This is a genomic window from Nostoc sp. 'Lobaria pulmonaria (5183) cyanobiont' (assembly GCF_002949795.1).
Lineage (GTDB): Bacteria > Cyanobacteriota > Cyanobacteriia > Cyanobacteriales > Nostocaceae > Nostoc.
Genome location: NZ_CP026692.1, coordinates 4909722 through 4928399, shown reverse-complemented (window position 1 = coordinate 4928399; position 18678 = coordinate 4909722). Strand labels below are relative to the sequence as shown.

Annotated in this window: 13 protein-coding genes; 6 read left to right on the top strand and 7 right to left on the bottom strand. The window is 41.2% G+C overall.

Translation table 11 applies throughout. The features are described from left to right. Window positions 1-87 precede the first annotated feature (87 nt). Window positions 88-3732, bottom strand: coding sequence for a helicase-related protein (locus NLP_RS21695; RefSeq protein ID WP_234017016.1), 3645 nt, complete (start codon window positions 3730-3732; stop codon window positions 88-90). Window positions 3733-5155: 1423 nt separating this feature from the next. On the opposite strand from NLP_RS21695, the gene NLP_RS21690 reads away from it, so the two are divergent. From NLP_RS21690 to trxA, 3 genes are all read left to right on the top strand, one after another. Next, window positions 5156-7939 carry a beta strand repeat-containing protein gene (locus NLP_RS21690; RefSeq protein ID WP_104908179.1) on the top strand — a complete coding sequence of 928 codons (2784 nt, stop codon included), beginning with the start codon at window positions 5156-5158 and terminating at the stop codon, window positions 7937-7939. Window positions 7940-8647: 708 nt separating this feature from the next. Then, window positions 8648-8959 (top strand): hypothetical protein, encoded by a 312-nt coding sequence (locus tag NLP_RS21680; RefSeq protein WP_199784872.1) that lies wholly within the window; start codon window positions 8648-8650, stop codon window positions 8957-8959. 237 nt (window positions 8960-9196) lie between these two features. Beyond that, window positions 9197-9535: a thioredoxin gene (gene trxA, locus NLP_RS21675; RefSeq protein ID WP_104908176.1), complete on the top strand. Its 339-nt coding sequence runs from the start codon at window positions 9197-9199 to the stop codon at window positions 9533-9535. 106 nt (window positions 9536-9641) lie between these two features. Here trxA and NLP_RS21670 read toward each other — a convergent pair whose 3' ends face one another. The 4 genes from NLP_RS21670 to NLP_RS21655 all read right to left on the bottom strand — a co-directional run bounded on the left by NLP_RS21670 (window position 9642) and on the right by NLP_RS21655 (window position 14293). Further along, on the bottom strand, window positions 9642-10175 hold the full coding sequence (locus NLP_RS21670; protein WP_104908175.1) for a dihydrofolate reductase family protein: 534 nt from the start codon (window positions 10173-10175) through the stop codon (window positions 9642-9644). A gap of 163 nt (window positions 10176-10338) precedes the next feature. Then, window positions 10339-10593 carry a TIGR03643 family protein gene (locus NLP_RS21665; protein WP_104908174.1) on the bottom strand — a complete coding sequence of 85 codons (255 nt, stop codon included), beginning with the start codon at window positions 10591-10593 and terminating at the stop codon, window positions 10339-10341. Between the two features lie 42 nt (window positions 10594-10635). After that, a complete protein-coding gene (locus NLP_RS21660) occupies window positions 10636-12435 on the bottom strand; it encodes an ABC transporter ATP-binding protein (protein ID WP_104908173.1) in 1800 nt (599 codons plus the stop codon). 79 nt (window positions 12436-12514) lie between these two features. Next, a complete protein-coding gene (locus NLP_RS21655; protein ID WP_104908172.1) occupies window positions 12515-14293 on the bottom strand; it encodes an ABC transporter ATP-binding protein in 1779 nt (592 codons plus the stop codon). Window positions 14294-14507: 214 nt separating this feature from the next. Between NLP_RS21655 and NLP_RS21650 the strand changes: the two genes are divergently transcribed. Further along, window positions 14508-15569, top strand: coding sequence for an L-histidine N(alpha)-methyltransferase (locus NLP_RS21650; protein WP_199784667.1), 1062 nt, complete (start codon window positions 14508-14510; stop codon window positions 15567-15569). Window positions 15570-16095: 526 nt separating this feature from the next. On the opposite strand, the gene NLP_RS21645 is transcribed toward NLP_RS21650, so the two are convergent. Further along, on the bottom strand, window positions 16096-16308 hold the full coding sequence (locus NLP_RS21645) for a type II toxin-antitoxin system HicB family antitoxin (RefSeq protein ID WP_104908171.1): 213 nt from the start codon (window positions 16306-16308) through the stop codon (window positions 16096-16098). Then, window positions 16292-16558, bottom strand: coding sequence for a toxin HicA (locus NLP_RS21640; RefSeq protein ID WP_104908170.1), 267 nt, complete (start codon window positions 16556-16558; stop codon window positions 16292-16294). Before NLP_RS21640 ends, NLP_RS21645 begins: the two co-directional genes overlap by 17 nt. Before the next feature lie 525 nt (window positions 16559-17083). Between NLP_RS21640 and NLP_RS21630 the strand changes: the two genes are divergently transcribed. Together NLP_RS21630 and NLP_RS21625 are read left to right on the top strand one after the other, a co-directional pair. After that, window positions 17084-17854 (top strand): pentapeptide repeat-containing protein, encoded by a 771-nt coding sequence (locus NLP_RS21630; protein ID WP_104908168.1) that lies wholly within the window; start codon window positions 17084-17086, stop codon window positions 17852-17854. 36 nt (window positions 17855-17890) lie between these two features. Then, window positions 17891-18520, top strand: coding sequence for a TenA family protein (locus NLP_RS21625; RefSeq protein WP_104908167.1), 630 nt, complete (start codon window positions 17891-17893; stop codon window positions 18518-18520). Window positions 18521-18678 lie beyond the last annotated feature (158 nt).

The window sequence follows — 18678 nt, the reverse complement described above, 5'->3', positions numbered from 1 at the left end:
ATAACCAATGAAATCGAATACTCTTGGAGAAGAAAGAATGATTAAAAAATCTGAAGAGTGTAATCATTAATACGGTAAATAATTATTTTAAAACGGCTCAGTTCCCTTTTGCCACAACTCCAGCCAATCATAATTAACACTCGTCACGGCAAAATCTGGTTCTTTATGGAATGGACGGCGTAAGTAGTGAATAGAACAATTACCTTCCATATTTTCTGCTACAGGCACTTGCACCAATGCCAAAATGAAATTATCAGGCTTGTTTAGAGCGGTAATAATTTCATTCTTCGTCACTGTCACAGTTTTAGCGCCTGTAATTCGCCCTTTCACCTCAATAAATCGCAAGCCCTCACCCCGCCTCCGGCTCCCCTCTCCCAATTTGGGAGAGGGGCTGGGGGTGAGGGGACGTGATTCAATATCATAGCCACACTTCTGGGTACTTACATCTGTTGGTTCGTACCCTAAATTGCGTTCTACTTCCATCACAGCCGTCATTGCTGCCTGTTCTACCCGTTCTGTCTCCCTGGCAAACATCGCTGTTGTTGCCTGTTGTTTGCCTTGCATTCGTTGCAGCAAGCCTACTGAAACTACCAACGCACCCCCAACCACTACAGGCGGTAATGGCGATAATCTACGTTCTTGCTCTAATTCCTCCAAGCGCTGCATTAACCGTGCTTGCAAATCATCAGCTCGCTGACGTGCTTTACCTGAGTTAATTTTGGCATTAGGCTTGCCAGCTTCCTCTTGCATTTTCAGTTCTTCTGCCCGATGATCCCAGTAATTAATCTCCTTGGTTAATCTATCTTTTACTGCTGTCATCGTCTTAGCAATAAGTTCCTCCTTGCGCTGCTTGAGTTCTTGAAGATGTTGAGGAACAAGATGAGCGATCGCATAACTCTTGGCTTTTGCTTCTAAATCTTCTCGCAACCAAGATTCTTCTAAAATTTTTTCTACAACACTTTTTTCCTCGTCTGTTAGCGGACGGTAGTTGAGGTAAGGTGCGTAACCTGCATTGTAAGTATTGCCTTCTGGATTGATTTCTACATATTGCATCCGCCGTGATACTAAACGCCTAGAGCCATTTAAATTTGTCCGCGCGTCTTGTATGGAATGTTCTAGATAAACTAAGGCGCGGGTTCCTTCGCTGGAATCATTTTCATCGACTAAGATAGTCCCTTGTTTCAACAAATCCCGGTGTCGTTCCAAAGTCAGGTCAATTGTGGCATCTAGTAGAGAATGTCCAGAACAGATGAAGGCAGCTAGGGGTTTACCAGAAATGCTGATCAAATCTTTTTCAAAGCAGATGCGTTCGTAGCGTAGCAGCAACGGTTCTCCTACACCAATTTGCCGCCCTCGATTGCGAATAACTGCCGGAACATGACTGATTTCGTAACGCTGGGGTTCACGTTGACGCAATGTTCCACCTAATTGGGTAAATGCTTCTAGGAAGAAAGAAGCAATAAAATGAGGTTGCAGCCGTCGTGCCTCTGCCCTTTCCATTTCTTCCCGAATTTGCTGCACTTTGGCGATATCCATCGAATCCCGTGCCAAAGCTCTTTCTTCTAAAAGTTCGCGTAGTCGCTGTTGGTCGAGTTTATCATGTACGACTTGGTTGAGTCTGTCTCGCACCTCTGGTTGATCGCCATAGCGAATTGCTTCAATCAATAACTCTCGTAATTCCGTCCCTGCGATCGCTTTTCCCAATACATCAAATACTTTACCTCCCAACGCCTTCTGCTCTGCGTCTATCTTTTTCAATAACGCTAAATACACATCGCCTTCACGAGTGCCTTTTGCCACTAAATTCCATAAGTGACAGACCTCCGTCTGCCCAATCCGGTGAATTCGCCCGAAACGCTGTTCTAGGCGGTTAGGATTCCAAGGTAAATCGTAATTAACCATAAGGTGCGCCCTTTGCAAGTTAATCCCTTCACCCGCAGCATCCGTAGCTATTAAGACTTGTACTTCGATATCTTGGGTAAACGCCTCTTGCGCTTTGCGGCGTTCTTCGCGTCCCATTGCGCCATGTATATTTACCACAGCTTCATTACGCCCTAGTAGCGTCAGAATCCTATCTGTCAAATAATTTAATGTGTCCCGGTACTCGGTAAAAATCAGGAGTTTGCGCCGATGTCCTTGGGCGTTGAACATTTCGGCATCATTTTGTAACAGATTAGAGAGTTCTTCCCATTTTTTATCTTTACCACTACGTCGCACCGGCAGTGCCAGTTGCTCTAATTCTTCTAAAAGCTTAATTTCTGTTTGTAATTCTGCGATCGTCCGTGATGCTGTAGCTAGATCAACTACTTCCTGTTCTGTTGCTTCTCGTTCTTCACCAGGAATATCCTCTAAATCATCTTCTAAGTCTTCCAGATCCAGAACCTGCTTAAATTCAATGATGATTGCATTACTTCCTCGCCTCAAAACTTCTTCTTGCCTCAGTCGTTTTTGCAACCTTTCCCGACGGCGTAGCAGCGATTGATATATAGCTTCTGGGGAAGAAGTAAGCCAACGTTGCAAAATAGTCAAAGCAAAGCCAACATTACCTTTGCGCCCTTCATTTTCTAAAGCATCGGCACGATTAAATTCCTCGCGGACATACTCAGTGACTCGCTTATAAAGTACCGCTTCTAAATCCGATAGTTCGTATTCTATAGTGCTAGCTTGGCGTTCTGGAAATAGCGGTTTTCCATCAAACTTCAGCAAATCTTCTTTAACCAATCGCCGCATCAAGTCGGAAGTATCGGCTACATGAACACCATCGCGGAAGCGTCCTTCAAATCTGTCTCCATCCAATAACGCCATAAACAACTGGAAGTCTTCCTCTTTGCCGTTATGTGGTGTCGCTGACATTAATAAAAAATGCCTAGTTAAAGTTGAGAGTAACTTACCAAGTTTGTAGCGTTTCGTCTCTTTAATTTCACCACCAAAAAACGAAGCTGACATTTTATGAGCTTCGTCACAAACAACCAAATCCCAGTCTGTCTGCGCTAGCTTTGCTTGTAAGTCTTGATTGCGGCTGAGTTTGTCCAGTCGCACAATCACCAACGGCATTTGGGCAAAAGCATTTCCAGTTACTGCTGATTCAATGCGATCGTTGGTGAGAATTTCAAAGCGTAAATGAAACTTTTGCGACAATTCATCTTGCCACTGTGGGGCTAAACTGCCGGGACAAATCACAAGGCAACGATGCAAATCACCTCGGATGAGCAATTCCCGCATCAGCAACCCTGCCATAATAGTTTTACCTGCACCTGGATCATCTGCTAAGAGAAAACGCAGAGGTTGTCGAGTTAACATTTCCCCATAAACGGCAGTGATTTGGTGGGGTAAGGGTTCGACTAGAGAGGTGTGAACGGCTAGCAAGGGGTCGAACAGATAAGCTAGACGGATGCGGTGCGCTTCTGATACCAGACGAAAATTAGCTCCATCAGCAGTGAAACTCCAAGCACCACCAGAGGTGATTATTTCCAGGGTAGGTTCTCTGTCTCGAAAGACTAACTCATTCCCTAACGTGCCGCTAGCATCTTTGTATGTTAATTCCACAACATCAGAGCCATGCCACTGAGCATCAACGATCGCGACAATACTATTTGGCAGAATACCTTGTACTTGTGTGCCTTTTGTCAGATCCTCAAGTCTAACCATGTTGCGGTGTTTTCCCTTTTGGCAGATGTCAGTAGCAATGTAAATACCAATGTTTTTTGGTCGGACATTGCTTGTTATGACCATAAGAGACACTAGGCTGGTTAGTAGCTAGTATATTTACTGTTTTTGGCTGTGGTTGCCTAGAAAATGGCGTTGCTTAGTTGAGAGATGATTTAAGCGATCGCTCCATGCTAGTGGCTACAGGTAAAGTGAAATAGAGTGCGATCGCATCCATCGCAAACTCAACCTATTAATTCAGTTTTGCACTTGGGATGCGATCGCCATCGAATCTTGTAGTCAATAGTTCCAAACCATTACAAGGTTTGCTTTTGAGATATTGTACAACTTTTTTATTTATCAATATGACGAATTTTGGGAAAATTGTAAAACTTTATTTTTATAAGTCGCGTGAATGCCAACGGTAATATAGGGGTTACAAACTGCAAAATTGTACAACTTTTTTATACTTCTACAATAAGTACCTAATGGCGGTGAGAGTGTTAATTTTGTTCAAAATTTATCAGTATAATCCAGTTTCAGATCCACCGTCATTAGTAGTTTTTATACGATAGGTTACGCCTAAGCTACGGAAGTATGTTTGGTGGAGATAGTTATTCTTAAGTAGCTATTGATAACTTGCCAATACTCTACAGCGATTCGTCAGAACCTCGCAGCATACAGATTTCAAAAACTCTTACAGCTTGCTTGTCTACTAGGGGGACGACACGCTACACGAGCAGATCAAACAACCATTTAGCTGCTGTTTAGCTGCTGCATATAATTATTAGTGGCTATCAAGACATGAAGAATACATAAAGATAAGTACTCACATTATACTGATCGGCAAATAATGTGAAGAGTATGCAAAGATATGTCTTTAAGTGTGGACATCTCAGTAAATTTTCAGATATGGTTATCAAAGTGTTATTTAGATGTTCCTTATTTTTAAGCTATACACCCGCGGGCGATAGCCCACAACAACTGCATAAAAATTCTTTCCCTATCGAAAGTGAATTATTCTCTATATTTACGACAGTAGGGCTACGCTTTGATGAGAAATATGAAGTGTGGGTTTTAGGCATTCAAGCTTGATTTTTCGACACTTTGTCAGTGATGGCTGGGTTGATCTGCGGATCAAGAATGATAGAAAAAGTGTGAAACCATCTGTTTTCCTAAATACACGCTCATAAATAGTACAATGCTTAAGACTTAGATAGTCGTAAATAGCATTATTAATGGGTACACAAATAACGAATGAAAAAGGAAATAGGGAATTAGGTAAAGAATTTAACTTTGAACCTCCTGCCTTTTTCAAGTCAGTTAGATAAGTCCTACTTACAAGCTTATCAATAGGGTAAATCTTCGAGAAAATTGCTAGCCCTCAAGGGTGACATAAAAGTATGTCGAAAGCGTTAACTCTCGGCAATTTCTGTGTGTCCTTAAATAACATTAACAAAAAGTTAATAGCTGAAGTTACTCAAAAAATCGATTCAGGAAGATAAAAGTTATGGTGAATATCATTGGAACCAACGGTAAAGATACTCTACTGGGTAGTCAGGGTGCAGATACAATTAACGCTAAAGTGGGTGATGATATCATTGATGGCAAAAATGGCAACGACCTTTTAAGCGGTGATGCCGGAAATGATACCCTCATTGGTGGTGCAGGGAATGATACTCTTCTTGGTGGTACAGATAACGACTCCCTGCGTGGTGGTACTGGTAATAACCTGGTAGGGGGTGATGAGGGAAATGATACCCTTGATGCTGCCTATTCTTGTGGAAATAACATCCTCAGTGGAGATGCTGGGGATGACTACCTTGATATTAGATATTCTGTTGGCAACAATACGGTTTTAGGCAAAGATGGCGATGATTCTTTTTACGCAGATGAAGTCCAGGGTAGAAACACTCTAAATGGAGGGGCTGGTAATGACACCTTCTATTTGTCCGCCTCAAAAACTGCCCCCTCTTCCTTAACTACTCAAAGTGTAAATGGAGAAACTGGTGAGGATTACTTGTCTGTATATTACACCAGTGCTACTAAAGGAATCATTTCAAGTTTCGATGCTGCTACTAACACTGGCTCAATTAGGGCTGGCACAAATCAGATTAACTACAACAATATCGAACAATTAGAAATTAGAGGTACAACCTACGCTGACTTTATTGTTGGGAGCAATGGCAACGATTTACTCTTCGGTGGCAGTAGTGGCAATGATTTAAATTATGGCAATGATACGATTTTTGGCGGTGAAGGTAACGATTGCTTGAATGTTGATTATTCAACAAGCAATAACATCCTTAACGGTGGTATTGGTAACGATCAATTCAGTGCTACCTCTTCAACAGGCGATAACATCCTCAATGGAGAAGATGGCAATGATAATCTCTCTACGTCTAAGACAGATGGCAATAACACCCTCAACGGTGGTGCTGGTGACGATCAATTAAATGCTAACTTTTCAACAGGCGATAACATCCTCAATGGAGGAGATGGCAATGATTCTCTTAGTGCCTCTCGCGACTATGACTATTCCGCCTCTTTTACCTCCGGGAATAACACTCTCAATGGTGGTGCTGGTGACGATGAATTGAGTATTAACTATTCAACGGGCAATAACATCCTCAATGGGGGGGATGGCAATGATTCTTTCTTTGCCTCTGGCTACTACGACGACAAAAAAGCCTATGGCACGTTTGGTAATAACATTTTCAATGGAGGGAATGGTAATGATTCCTTCTCTTTCGTCCTATATACTTCCCCACCTTCCTTAGCGACTCAAACAGTAGATGGGGGGACAGGTAACGATTTGTTGAGCGTTTCGTATATCTATCCTAGTGAGGGAATCACAACAACATTCAATGCTGCTACTAACACTGGCTCGATTAAAGCGGGCACGGATCTGATTAACTACAAGAATATCGAAGGATTACATATCTCAGGTACAGTCTACAATGACTTGATTGTGGGAAGTAATGGCAACGATACCCTTTCGCTCTACGGGAGTAGTAGTGGCAATGATACTATCGATGGGGGAAAAGGCGATGATTTATTGGAAGCCTATTGTTACAGTAATTCTAGCGGGGGTGAGGGAATCACAACGACATTCAATGCTGTTACTAACACTGGTTCCATTACATCAGGCACGAATCAGGTTAGCTACAAAAATATTGAACGATTAAATATCTCAGGTACAGCCTACAATGATTTGATTGTGGGGGGCAATGGCAATGATACACTCACCGGAGGCGATCGCGGCAAAGATACCATAGATGGAGGCAACGGTGACGATTTGTTGTCCTTCTATAACTATTCTATCAACCAGGGAATCACAACGACATTCAATGCTGCTACTAACACTGGTTCGATTACAGCAGGCCCGAATCAGGTTAGCTACAAGAATATCGAGCAATTAAATATCTCAGGTACAAACTACGATGATTTGATTGTGGGGAGCAATGGCAACGATACCCTCGCTGGGGGACGCGGAAATAACACAATTCTCGGCGGTGCAGGTAAGGATTACTTGAGTGCTGACTATTCAAATGGTAATAATTCCCTCTCTGGTGGTGATGATAATGATTCTCTTAACGTCTCTGGCTCCTACGACGACTACCGAGGCGATTTTTATCTTGATGCTATCTCTGGTAAGAACACCCTCAATGGTGGCGCTGGTGACGATAACTTAGTTACTAACTATTCATCAGGCAATAACCTACTGAATGGGGGCGATGGCAATGATACTCTCACAGCCTCTGGTTCAGCCTCCTTATATTCGTCATACGGAGCTTATACTGTCTCTGGGAATAACACGCTCAATGGTGGTGCTAATGACGATCGCTTGATTGTGGACTATTCATCAGGCAATAATCTACTGGATGGAGGCGATGGTAATGATACTCTCACAGCCTCTGGTGCCTCTGGCAAAAACACCTTCAAAGGTGGCAAAGGTAATGATAACCTTTATGGAGGAACTGGTACTGATACCTTTGTTTTCAATAGTTTCAATGAAGGCGTTGATAGCATTTATAACTTCAATGCGACTAATGAACTGATTCAGGTATCGGCTGCTGGTTTTGGTGGTGCGTTATCATCAGGTTTACTCTCAGCTAGCTCTTTTTCCCTTGGAACATCTGCAACAAAGCTCGATCAGCGATTTATCTATAACAACACCACAGGTGCACTATATTTTGACCAAGATGGCAGTGCGGGTGGATTTGCTCAGGTACAATTTGCACAACTATCTGGTGGAGTGTCACTAAGCCAAAACAACTTTCTAGTTGTTTAATCCTCTACGCCACAGTCAAATAGAAATCTTCAGAATGCGAGGTGCTATATTAAGCACCTCGTATTCGCTTCATTAATGGAATTATTAAACCACGCGGTAGAATAATTACATACTTAATACAACCAGAGGTGATGGGAAATTATCTCAAGGCTTCTGGAGGTCGTCATTTCCCAGTCTTAACATCAGCGTGGGAAGATCCTTTTTGGAAAGATTCTAAAGATCCTTATCTCTCGACTGCCATTAATATATTTCTCAACAGAGAAACTCGCCCATTTTTTTTGTCCAAAACCCAGCTTATAGTTACTCTATTTGAGGCGATCGCATCAATCTCAGAGTGCGAAGTGCTCGAACTCAGATAACCCGCAAGTTGGGTTAATATAGATAGCGGTTCTCATACAAAATATTCGTAAGGGCGTATAGCTAGCTGTGCTAATTTACCTCTGTACCATATCTATATTTTTATAGGCTTTTACAAAAATGGAAATCATGAGATAAATAAAATTGATTGACTTAGGGCAAATTTTTAAATAACACACATTAATTTGTCTGTTAATTTCCCAAGTTTTGTATATATAGCGCTTCTGGTTTGCGTGAGTGAGATACACCCGTAGGGGCACGGCAGTGCCGTGCCCCTACACCCCACGATATAATGTTGTACTGCATCTGAATGGGAACCGCTATATGTTAAATATTATTTTTGTAACCAGTATGAACTTAAAGTTTATCAAAAAAAAGATTTATACCTTTGTAAAAATTATATCTACAGTGCTTATAACAAGCGCAATTGGATTGGAATCATGGAATATTTATGCAGTAATAACTAATATTAATGTGCCAAGCAGCCTTAATCTTATTTTTTGGATTGAGCGTTTTGCCATAATCAGCCATTTCATTGAGAGCATTATAGCAGCTTTTTATGCACCTTCCAAACAAAAGATGCCAATAAAATATGCTACTTATACTTTTTTTGTAGGCACAATTGGGTTGTTAGAACTGTTTGATCGGCAGGATGAGTATTGACGCTTCTACGCCTTGAAGGTATGGGTTTTTGGATTAGGTTGGTTGGTAGAGTGTGTTATGCGATCGCACTCTACGTACAAAAGTTTTAAGTTATTAAATATACGCTAGTAAGCAAAACTCATCTGTGGGGTTTCCCAATGAATGTAGATAACTAATGAATCTGAGACTCAGAAGGGAGTATAGTTTGTATAGTTAGCTTTTTGCTGAAATTTTAGTTTGACACTAAGGAATTAAAAAATGTCTACAGATACTGACATAGTTGCTTACGTTGAAGAAAGTGAATTTGATGTTGTTTTAAATGGAAGTGAAGAGAAAGTTGTTGTTGTTGATTTTACTGCTACTTGGTGTGGCCCTTGTCGCTTAGTCAGTCCGTTAATGGATCAACTTGCCCAAGAATACAAAGGTCGCGCTAAAGTCGTTAAGGTAGACGTTGACAACAATAAGCCAATTTTCAAACAATTCGGTCTTCGCAGTATTCCAGCAGTTTTAATTTTCAAAGATGGTACTTTAGCAGAAACCATTGTGGGAGTTTCTCCTTACGAAGACTTTAGCAATGCTGTTCAGAAGCTTCTTTAGCTAATTCGTAATAATCGCCATTCGCGTAGCGTCTCGTAGAGAAGGCGAGAAGCAAGCTACGTAATTCGTAATTCGTAGAAAACATCATTAAGAATTACGAATTATTTTAAATATTTCCTTGTCGCCTATAATGTGCTTGAAGTAAACCAGTTGGATATTGTTGTGAGTTAATCAGCTCCAATTTTTCTTCATGGTTAGATGGTGAAAAAAGATGTATACCGCCACCTAAGATAATTGGAATAGTTGAAATAATATATTCGTCAATCAAGCCGTGTTGAAGAAACGAATTGATTAATTTTCCGCCACCAACTAGCCAGATATTTTTAAAACCTTGAGCCTCTATATTAGCTAACGCCTGTTTTACGGGGTCAGAAACAAACACAACGTCCTCACGATCGGATTGGAGATGACGCTGGGTGAATACGAAGGATTTTTTTTCTGGATAAGGCCATTGATCAAAACCAAGCCCTACTTCATACGTCTTGCTGCCTAAGACGATCGCATCAATCGATTCGTAGAAAGCACTGTAACCGTAGTCTTCATCTTCTGTATCAAGGATTGATAGCCATTCAATTCCGCCATCGCTGCGAGCAATGTAGCCATCCAAACTAGCTGCAATGTAGAGTGTAACTTTGATCATTGTGCTTGGTGAATTTGGTAGTTTTCACTCAATTAGTGCAAGCAAGCGCAAGCTTATTTTTTTTCAGCATTTTAGCCTTTGATGATTTTGGACAATATTTTAATTTAACATATCACAAAATAGCGATGTCTCCGACGGGCTACGCCTACGCTTACCCAATTACTTACGTTTTTTGATTGTGCGATTTAAACCGACCTACAATAAATTCTCGCCCAGATAAATGTTTTGTATTGCGTTTAGTGACTCGCTCTCGCCACATCTTGAAACTAGATTCTTTCATTTCGCGCCTCATTAGGGCAATTACCTGCTTCTCCAGCAGCCCAAACTGAGCTTCAATGGCATCAAAAGATGTTCTATCTTCCCATGCCATTTCAATGACGCGATCTATGGTTTGTGAATCGAGGTTAGGTAGCTTCATTTTTTTTGCTGGCAATTGGTATCGAGCTATATAATATCTATTTTACTTTTCATTTTGAAGAACTGTTGTGTCTGCTGCACCCAGTTGGAGAGCATAGAGGTTGGCATAAACACCTTGCTGATTTACGAGTTCGGCGTGAGTACCCTGTTCTACAATTTCTCCCTGCTGAATTACTAAGACCCGATCTGCTTGAGTAACTGTACTGAGACGGTGGGCAATTACGAAACTGGTACGACCTTGGAGCAAACGAGCGATCGCAATTTGCACTAGCGCTTCTGTACGCGTGTCAATGCTGCTGGTGGCTTCATCAAGAATCAGAATTCGGGGATTAATTAATACCGCACGAGCAATACTGATTAGTTGTCGCTGTCCTTGACTCAGAGGCGCTCCCCGTTCGCCCAATTGAGTTGTATAACCCTGTGGCAGTGAGGTAATAAACTCATGCACATTTGCCAGTTGTGCAGCCGCTTCGATATCAGCTTGAGTAGCGTAAGGAGCGCCAAAAGCTATATTTTCGGCGACGGTGCCGGTGAACAAAATATTATCTTGCAGGACGATACCAATTTGACGGCGCAGACTTGCTTGAGTGACGCTACGCACATCAAAATCGTCAATTTTCACTGTACCGCTTGATACATCATAGAAGCGCAAAATCAAGTTAATAATTGTACTTTTTCCCGAACCGGTCGGCCCTACTAATGCAACCATCTGTCCTGGATAGGCGTGCAAATTCACTCCTTTGAGAACTAGTTGCTCTGGGTTGTAGCCAAATTTGACATTCTCAAATGTCACCTCACCTTGAATTGGCGGCATTTCTATGGCATCGGGTATATCCTTGAGTTCTGACGGTTCATCTAGTAATAGAAAGATTCGCTCTAATCCGGCAAAGGCAGATTGAGCTTGAGTATAAAACTGGCTGAGAATTTGGATAGGGCGAAAGAACTGCTGGACGTAAAGTAAAAAGGATGTCACTACACCTACTGTTGCAGATCCTGTTACCGCCAGATAACCGCCATAGGCTAACACACCTGCCGTTGCTAGTGTGTTGAGAAAATCGATGGAGGGCAAAAAGGCTGAAGTAATTGCCACAGCCTCAACGTTGGCATCTCTATTGGCGGCGTTCAGAATGTCGAATTCTGCGATATTCATCTGTACGCGATTAAATGCTTGTGCTTCTCGCACGCTGCCAATATCTTCTTCTAACTTGGCGGAAAGCTCCCCAATGGTTTGTCGGGTGACGCGAAATCTGGCTCTTGCCCAACGTGCAAATAAGCTTGTGGTAAAAATCATCAGTGGCACAACCAGATTGCTCAATAAACCGAGTTGCAAGTTGATTGAGAGCATTGCAATCACAATGCCAACCAAACTGAAAGTGTTGCCCAGCATTTGGGCGATTGTCAGTCCAAATGCCTGATTTACGGTGTTGACATCATTCAGCAATCGGCTCATTAAATCGCCTGCTTCGCTGCGATCAAAAAAGCTAAGTGGCAGACTTTGGATTTTAATGAAAATATCTTGTCTCAGTTGAGCCAGCAATCGCTGCATAATCCAGCCGACTCGAATAATTTGACCCCGAATTGCTAAGACGCCAAGTCCATAGTTCAGTCCAAGTAGCCCTAACAACATCAGCAGTCCTTGCAAATTCCCTTGTGCAATCAGATGATCGATCGACCAGCCGATAAAGAATGGCCCAACTGCCTGGGTTATGGCACCAATCAATACTAATGTCAGGGCGATGGGAATTTCTTTGCGATAGAGTAGCACATATTCCAAAAAGCGCCGCAGGGTGGAAGGTTGCTGACTCGTTTGCTCAGATGCAACAACGGGAATAGTGCCTCTCATACAAATTTTGGATTTTAGATTTGGGATTAAAAGTCTTTATTACAAGGCTGTAAGCAAAATTAATTATGTTAATTGGAGATCATTTTTTCTCCTTTGGTTTTACCTGAGATTCTAAAATCACACCGTAGAGGGGGCTGGTTTGCATCAATTCCTCGTGAGTACCTTGTGCTACCAATTGTCCTTTATCCATGAGAAAAATCCGATCGGCATTCTGGATGGTGCTAATGCGTTGAGCCACTACAAAGGTTGTACAAGCTTTTTGGCGCATTAAGCCATCTAGTTCGGCTTGAATTTGGGCAGCGGTTTTGGCATCTACAGCCGAGGTACTATCGTCCAAAATCAGAATGCTGTAATCGGTTAGTAAGGTACGAGCGATCGCAATTCGTTGTTTTTGTCCACCAGATAAGCCCACACCCCGTTCACCCACAATCGTCTCGTAGCCATTGGGTAGACCGCTAATAAAATCGTGTATTTGGGCAGTTTTGGCAACCTTAATCACCTGTTCTAAGGTGGCATCAGGTTTTGCATAGGCAATATTTTCGCGGATTGTGCCAGAGAAGAGGGTTGTTTCTTGAAATACAATGCCAATACGCGATCTGAGGCTTTTGAGTGTGAAACCTGTTATATCTCGTCCGTCAATGCGAACTGCTCCCTTTGTGACATCGTAAAAGCGGGGAATCAGGTTCATAATTGTGCTTTTTCCCGAACCAGTCATGCCGAGAACGGCGATTAGCTCGTTGGGCTTGGTTTCAAAGGATACTTCTTTAAGAGTTTCGATTGTCGCTCCTGGATAGCGAAAAGAAACATTTTCAAAGGTAATTCTACCACCGCAGGTGTCAAATGGGACAGCACCAGGGCGATCGCGAATTTCTACCTCTGCATCCACAACTTCATAAACTCGTTCCGCAGAAGCAGCTGCTTGAGCGATCGCGGGTGCGGCAAATCCAATCAACAAAATCGGTTGGAGAATCAATGCTAGGTAAGAGTTAAACGCCACCAGTTCGCCAATGGAGAACCGATTTCCAATCACCTGCGCTCCCCCATAGGCGAAAACTGCCAGTGTTACCAAATTACTCACCAAAAAGATCAATGGGAAGGTATCACGGATCGCACTAATCGTCTTCAAGTTTGCCTTGACTAGGCCATCATTCAGAGTTGTATAACGCGACCTTTCGGTTGACTCCCGTACAAAAGCTTTCACCACCCGGATTCCTAGCAAGTTCTCTTGCAATACAGCATTGAGGTCGCTCAGTTGCTCTTGTACTTGCCGAAAAATTTTGTTATTCCGAGTAACGAATTGTGCCATCAACCATGCAGCTATGGGCACTGCCGTTAGCGTAATCAGTGCTAGTTTCCAGTTCATCACCAGCAAAACCACTGAAATACTCACCAATGTCACAATTGAACCGACGACCTGAATTAAGCTAGTGCCAATAAAAGTACGGATCTGCTCAATGTCGCTGGTGACACGGGTTAGCAATTGGGAAGTCTGCGCCTGGTCATGAAAGCTGAAACTGAGATTTTGAATCTTGCTGAAAATTTTGTTTCGCAGGTCATAAGCAACACCCTGAGACACTGCTTCTGCTAAATAGCTTTGTCCAAAATTAAATACACCACGAGCGATCGCTGCAACTACCATCCAGGCGGCGCTATATAGCACAATTTGGAGATTTTTTTGCGAGATACCCTGATCAATTCCCCACCGAAATAGTTGTGGAGTGATAGCGTTGGCGATCGTCAGCAGCAACAGGCTGACTAATGCTCCCAGTGAAGTCCACCAATAAGTGCTTAAACTTCTTAGCACGCGCTGGGTTGACTTTATCAACGAAGTTTCCTGGAGTTCTGGTTGCTGAACCACTGCAATTCATCCCTGTATCTTTGGAAAATTATCTCGTACTTTGATTGTAAAAAACCAATTTCTTCTTTGAGAGTGGGGAATGTGAGATAGAGAACAGCCTTGTTCTTTGTGATGAGAATTCCAGGTTTTGGGACAGTAGCATGGGAGAATACATTTTTAGCAAGTATTGCCGATAATCAATTTAAAGATTGAAGAAAATCAAAGAAGAAGAATAATGGCTCAAAATTTTCATAGCAATTCCCAACTTCCCTTAAATATTTCACCTGCTATCAGTCGCACAGCAAAGCCAAGTTCTGAGTTCTACTCTCTTTTTTCTGAAGAAGAAGTTTTAGGGATAATTCATGCATTAGAAGTTAGCCGAGAAATTCCTCTCAAGTATTCGTATAAAGGGAGAGGTGCAAAAATTTGGGATGATTTTTACCGAAAATATGTTATTTCGAGATGGTATGGAAGAGCAAATGTAGAAATTGACCTTTTAAAAGATAATTTTAAATATCTGAATGGCAATATTAAAACTGGTGAAAAAGTAAATATTATAGACGTTGGTGCAGGTAATTCTTATCCCGTTAAAAAGTTTATCTCTAACCTAAATCAATTAGGAAAAATTAATAAATATATAGCTTTAGATATTAGTGAACAATTGCTTCATGTATCCAAAAGTAATTTTATCAAATGGTTTCCACTAGTCGAGTTTATCAGCTTGACAATTGACATAGAAAGTAGTTCTGTTCCCAAAATTTTATTCCAAAATCAAGCTAGCCTTGAAATTGACGACACAGCAAAAATATTTTTGCACTTAGGAGTTACCATTGGAAATCATCAAAATAGAGAGGAGGTGTTCAAAAACTTTAGAGATAGCATGGGAAAAAATGATCTTTTAGTATTTACTAACGAAACTGGTTCTAACTCTACATGGGACGGAATAGTTAGAGGTGGCTGCAAGTACCATGTAGAAGAAGTCTATAGATGGGTTAAAAATAAGATCGGGATTAAATCTGAAGATTGCGAACTGGTAAGAAAGTACGATTTAAAAACAGATAGTATTGTTGCTAATCTGAAATTACGTCATGATTACACTATAAATTTTAGTCAGATGGGGATAGATAAAAATATTGAAATCTCTAAAGGTGAAGAGATTACTATTTGGCGACATCACAAGTATGAAATTCCTAAATTGTTACAAGAACTAGAACGTTCTGGACTACAACTTATTCACTATACTACTAACAAATACAAATCACATATTATGGTGATTTGTAAGGTTGCTAGTAACTAAGTTCTTCACTTAGACTTGCTCTGTCATCTTCAAAATACTGGACTTACAGAACCTTGGCTTATACCGTGGTTCTCGCATGGGTAAGGTACAGACAAAAACAATTAACCACAGATGAATACAGATACTCGTAGGGACATGGCATTACCCATTGGTGTTAACTTAAGAAAAAATCTGCTTTGAGAGGACGTTTTACCCTCATCCCCTAACCCCTTCTGCCAACTTGGGAGAAGGAGAACTAGAGAATTTGCTCCCCTCTCCCAAAATTGGGAGAGGGGTTGGGGGTGAGGGTAAAACCTGGAAAGTTCGCCAAATCTAGCTTATACGTTAAGTTGACACCAATGGGCATTGCCGTGTCCCTAGCCATGTACCCATTCAAATGAGAATCACTATAACTTAAATACGATAATGGCAGTCAATAGAATTTTTTATGTCTTTTAGTGAAGATTTTTCTGATACGTATCTAAATATGGTATTAAATATTTCTGAATAATGCGAAAAAATCAGTTTAACTTGGTTTGTATATCAACTAAATGTACATCAAACGTAGTCTAGGTTCAGGAACTGGACGCCCCAAATCCTTAGCAGTTTCTATCCATTCCTGCACAACTAATTCTACATTATGCAGGGCTTCTTGATAAGTATCACCGTCAGCAGCACAGCCTGATAACTCTGGGACTTCAGCAATAAAGGCTTGATCTAGTTCACTCCAATAGAGAATAATTTCATACCGAAACATCATTTTTACTTCCTAGCTTATATTTGAGAATCACTGCCCGAACTTGTTTAATTTGATAGCTTTTGGCTTTTCCTTTTTTATGTTGCAGGTTCAATATTTCCTCAACATCGGCTTTGACAAAAATACGATGATCGCCACGAATCCGTTCTTCAAAGCCTAGTGTATATAAAAGTTGCCACAGTTGGGCGAAAGGGATATCTGTATCAGAAGTCCCAGAGAGAATTTTTTCTAAGAGTTTGTCTTGCTGACTCACGTTTTTCTGACTGCCTTAATATTTCTATAGTCTCATATTTATTTAAAATCAGGGTATACAAAAGCAAATCTATGATTTTGCTCCTGAACCAGAGCATCCCTGATGACAATGACTAATCTAGTTCTCAGGGCAAGCTTTAGGCTTGGATACTGCTCTACAATTTACTTGATTTCAAAAAATACTAATTATCTGGATGTTACAGTTGCTTTTTTTGAAGCAATATTTTGCAGTGAGTTTAATTTGGTGACATTAGTTTCGCTTATAGTGGAGTGTATTATTTCTCTTGACGAATGATGCTTATTGATCATTCTTGCTGAGGTTATCAGTCTTAATATCGGCTCAATTGATAGCTTGACGACTTTTCTATCATCCTTTAGCATAGCCTTCCACAGGAAAGGTATCGCCAATTTATCAGTGATATAGACAACTACAGAGGGCAAATTGTTGAGATTGCTCATATCATAATGCTGAGGTATAAATCCATCTCAGTTAATAGTGCTATTGAGTCAAAAATATTACATAAATATGAAAAGCCAAATTCTAAGCGCAGTTGCATTTTTAACCACGATTAGTTTGACAACACCCGTACAAGCAGCAAATTCTGAACATGTTAAACAGTTATTAGCAACGAAACAATGTCAAAACTGTGATTTGACGAGTGCAGGTTTAGTGATGGCTGACTTATCTGGAGCCAATTTGAGCGGTGCTAATCTCACAGGTGCTAACCTCAGCCGCGCAAACTTGAGCGGCGCAGATTTGCGGGGTGCAAACTTAAGTGGTGCGAGTTTATTTGGCGTTAACCTAAGCGAAGCTAAATTTAATGGGGCAAATTTGACGGGTGCTGATTTGAGAAATACTTATTTAGCAAATGCAGAACTGACTGGCGCTTACTTGAATGGGACTAACTTTCAAGGTGCAGTTGGTATACCATCACAAATTGCTTCACCAGCAGAATTTTATGCTTTGGGTGTAGCAGAAGGGCAAAAAGGCAACCAACAGCAAGCAATCAGTTATTTTAATCAAGCGATCGCAATTAAACCAGAATATGCAGATGCTTATCTAGCTCGTGGTGTCGCCCGTTACCAAATACTAGATAGACAAGGTGCATTCCAAGATGCTCAAGTTGCAGAAAAATTTTTTACATCCCAAAGCAACAGTACTGGAACCCTAACAGCCCAAGCTTTTATCAAAGAACTGCAAACGCCCATTAATGAAAAGGTAAGTACTGGTAAGCCCAACTTCCTTGACTTTTTGGGAAGTATTGGCTCAGTCTTGCTTCAGTTCTTCCCTTTTTAAAGGGGATAATAACAAATGACAAATGACAAATGACAAATGACAAATGACTTATCTAAAGAATTATGGGCAGCAAATCAAGACTTAGCCCAAGCTTGCCTAGAGCATCCTTTCGTTCGAGGCATTGGTGATGGTACTCTTGAGCGAGCTAAATTTGCTTACTACGTAGGGCAAGATGCTTTTTTCTTAGAAGCTTTTGCGCGTGCCTACAGTATCGCCGCAGCTAAAGCACCAGACTGGTTAGGTTTCACCACATTTCATAATTTAGCTAGTGGAGTTTTAGAAGAACTGCGGCTGCATAGTGGCTATGCTTTTGAGTGGGGAGTCAATTTGCATTCTGTAGAACCTGCATCTGCCACCCGTCGCTATACTGATTTTTTGTTAGCAACTGCTTGGAGCAAAGATGTGGGTTTAACTGCTGCGGCGATGTCTCCCTGTATGCGTTTGTATGCCTTTTTAGGAGAAAAATTGGCTTGTAACGGTATTCCTAATCATCAATATGCAGATTGGATTCGTACTTATAGCAGTACAGATTTTCAAGCACTAACACAACAATTAGAAAATTTGGTTGACAATTATGCCGCTACCAATTCTGTTGTGCATTCAACTTATCGTTATGCGATGTTTTGTGAGCGCGACTTTTTTGAAGCTGCGTGGATGTTCAGTTGAGCAAATTCATATCTAGCAACCTTTTTGACCTTTCCTAACCGTCGAACTGACGTTGTTTTAAGATACCAAGTCCGGTAAAATACTGAGTTTAATTTTTAAAGCTATACACAAAAAGAAGACGCAAATTTATCCCTTGCGTCTTCTTTTAAGATTTTAAA